This window comes from Lewinella sp., assembly GCF_050633125.1.
Taxonomy (GTDB): Bacteria; Bacteroidota; Bacteroidia; order Chitinophagales; family Saprospiraceae; genus Lewinella.
The window spans coordinates 1-3,950 of the sequence record NZ_JBOEFX010000207.1; the positions used below are offsets into that span (position 1 = coordinate 1).

Below are 3,950 nucleotides of genomic sequence, written 5' to 3' on the forward strand. Positions count from 1 at the left end.
TTTGTAGTGATGATGCCAATCAGTTTATATTTGATTTAACAACCAAAGACACTGAAGTCATTAATGGTCAAGCAAATATTGATGTTTCCTATCATGAATCACTCACTGATGCACAGTCTAATACAGCTCCCATTCCGAGTCCATATACGTCGTTCCCAAGAACAATCTATGTACGTGCGGTAAATACCCTTACAGGATGTATCAATACTACAATGGATTTTGATCTGATTATCAATGAAAATCCTATTGCTAATACACCTGATGATTTAAATGTTTGCGATGATCCCTTTGATGGAATCGCTGCAAGTGATTTAAATTCTCAAAGTGGACAAATCATCGGTTCACAAACAGGTGTATCTGTTCAATATTATTTAACACAAGCGGATGCTGAGAATAATATGAATGCACTTGCCTCTCCATATACAAACATCAGCAATTCACAAACAATCTTTGTCCGTGTAGAAAATGGAGTCACAGGATGTTTTAGTATCACTAATTTTGATATCATCGTTAGTGAATCCCCTGTAGCCAATCTCCCTACCGATCTAGAATACTGTGATACAGACAATGATGGTTTTGGGATTTTTGATATCCGTAGTACAGAGAGTCAGATTACAGGAGGTGTTATTCCAGGACAGGTAACAGTTACTTATCATGAAACCCCAGAGGATGCAGATAACAATGTAAGTGTCTTACCAGATACCTATACCAATATCAATGCCTATACGCAAACCATTTATGTACGTGTAGAAAATGTCCTTACGGGATGTTTCAATGTCGTACCACTGAATCTAATTGTACATGATGCTCCTGAGATTGCTGCGATGGATGCCACCATTCTTGCCGAATGTGACACCGATACCGATGGGATCGCTCAGTTTGATCTTACGCAAAGTGAGGTTGATATTCTAAACGGAGAAGATCCACTAACACATGATGTTTCTTATTATAACTCACAAGCCAATGCTATCCTTGGTACGGGTACAGGAGAGATCAATAATGTAAACGCCTATAGTAATATCCCGCCTAGTCCACAGGTCATTTGGGTACGTGTGGAAGATCTAGCCACAGGTTGTTTTACAGTCACCAATCTAACTCTTGTAGTGAATGAACTACCAACACTGGTACAACTACCAACCTTGGAGCTTTGTGATGCGGTATCACTTGGGGATGGAATTGAGGTGTTTGATCTTACTTCACTGGCGGAAGATTTACTCAACAGTGCTCCTGGAATTAGTCTAGACTACTATGCCAATGCCGCTGATCTAGCTAGTGATACTCCTATTGCTGATCCAAGTATGTATAGCAATGTAGAGATCGGGGTACAAACCATCTTTGTAAGAGCCACCAATGATACTACAGGCTGTCAAAACACCATCACCTTTGACATTCGTGTGAATCCACTCCCAAGTCCAACACTAGATCCTAATGGAACCCTCACAGCTGATATCTGTGATGAGGACAATGATGGATTCCAACTCTTTGATCTGAATGATTTGGTGAATGATATTATCAACAATGAACCTGATGTAGCCTATAGTTTCCATGAAACATTAGAGAATGCACAACAGAATCTATTCCCACTAGCTTCTCCATATACCAACATCATGATGGATAGTCAAACCATTTATGTCTTGGCTACCAATACTGTAACAGGATGTACCACCATCACTCCATTAACACTTACGGTAACACCAATTCCTGTATTACCACTGGTGATTACAGATTTAGAAGAGTGTGATGATGCGATGAGTTTAGATGGATTTGATATGTTTGATCTTACTCAAACACAAACAGAGATTTATGGAACACAAACCCCTGGTGATTTCACATTGACCTATCATGAGAGTGAACAAGATGCACAGGATGATGTGAGTCCTATTGTGAATCTTACGGATTATACCAATATTGTAGCCAATCAACAAACCATCTGGGTACGATTAGAACATAATACCACGGAGTGTTTTGCCATTGGTAGTTTTGATATTATTGTGGTAGGACCACCAGTACTGGTACAACCAACTCCATTTGCACTTTGTGATGATGCTGAGAGTGGCGATGAGAGTGATGAGATCACTAGTTTTGATTTAACAGATAAATACACGGAGATTACAGGGGGAGATACGAGTTTAACACTGGCGTATTATGCCAATGCCGCTGATCTAGCGAGTGATACACCTATTGCTGATCCTTCAGCATATCAAAATACTGATAATCCACAGGTGATCTATATCAGAGCCACCAATGCTGCTGGATGTACCACAGATATTACCATGACTCTTCGTGTACTTCCGATTCCAACACCGAATACTATGCCAGAACCACTCACAGCCTGTGATGATGATACAGATGGTGTTTTAGTGTTTGATCTTACTTTATCTGAGGCAGAGATTGTGGATAATGAGAATAATGTCACAGTAAGTTATCATATTACAGCCATGGATGCCATGGATGATGCCAATGCGATTGTAGATCCTACCATGCATACTGTTGATATGGCTACTGCTAATGCTGATGGACAGGTGATTATTTATGTAAGAGTAGAGAGTGATCTTCAGATTGATAGTAATATGCTACCTTGTTATAAGGTGGTAGAGTTACCTGTGATTGTACATCCACTACCTGCACTTACCGATACTGCTTTTACTTATGTATTCTGTGAGTATGACAATGACAATGTGGGACAGTTTGAGTGGGATGTAGTGACGGCTTCTTTAGATCTGTTGTCAGCTCCTCAAGATCTTACTGACTTTACAGTAAGCTATCACCCAACAGTGGCGGATGCCTTAGCAGGAACAGCAGCCCTTGTCAATGGATTTGAGAATACAACCGATCCACAGACGGTCTTTATCCGTGTGGAGAACATAGCTACTGAGTGTGTCAATACCAATAATATTGCCAGTCTAGAACTTAGTGTGGAGCCAATTCCAACAGCAACCACACCGGATACTTATGAGTTATGTGCAGATGATCAAGCGGATCAAGACACAGCAGTGTTTGATTTAACAACCTTGGATGCAGCGATTATTAATGGACAAGCGGATATGGAAGTGGTGTATTATGCATCAGCAACCGATGCAGATATGGATGACAATGCTATTGCCAATGCAAGTAGTTATACCAATACGTCTAACCCACAGACATTGTATGCAAGAGTCAGACAAACCATCACAGGATGTTTATCGGATCCAATACTAGTGAATCTGCAGGTGAATCCATTACCGGTATTTACCCTACCTGCAGATGATATTTTATGTGTGGATGCCACTACAGGGCAAGCACTGGATATTAGAACCATTGGTGTGGACTTTGGTGCAGGGTATACTTATCAGTGGACAACTCCTAGTGGAACAGCCACTACAGCTACCGTACAGGTGACAGAAGCTGGAACCTATAGTGTGACAGTAACGGATATGAATCATCCAACGAATTGTACTTTTGATGATAGTGTAACGTATGAGGCTTCTTCGGCGCCTAGTACCTTAGATATTGCAGTGAATACACCTGCCTTTGCAGATACCCATAATGTGACAGCTACTGCTTCTGGTGGTTCAGGAAGTTATGAGTATCAATTAGATGATGGGGCTTGGCAAACAGATGGGGTCTTTACAGACTTACAACCAGGGCAGCATACCATTACGGTAAGAGATACCAATGGTTGTGGAGAACTGGTAAGAACCTTTGGACTTATTGATTTTATGGAGTTCTTTACACCTAATGGAGATGCGTACAATGCAACCTGGAATATTATTGGACTACAGAACCAACCATCGGCGAAGATATTTATCTTTGATCGCTATGGGAAGCTCTTGAAGCAGATCAGTCCTGCAGGAGCTGGATGGGATGGAACGTATAATGGAAATGTGATGCCATCAGCGGATTACTGGTTTAGAGTGGAATATGTAGACCCATTTGATGGAACGCCAAAAGAGTTTATCAATCATTTTACT

General features: G+C 40.9%; 1 protein-coding gene. It reads left to right on the plus strand.

What is annotated here, in order from left to right:
• Positions 1–3,950, plus strand: a 3,950-nt coding sequence (locus ACRBG0_RS28090; protein WP_431490147.1) for a T9SS type B sorting domain-containing protein, incomplete at both ends; no start/stop codon positions are given.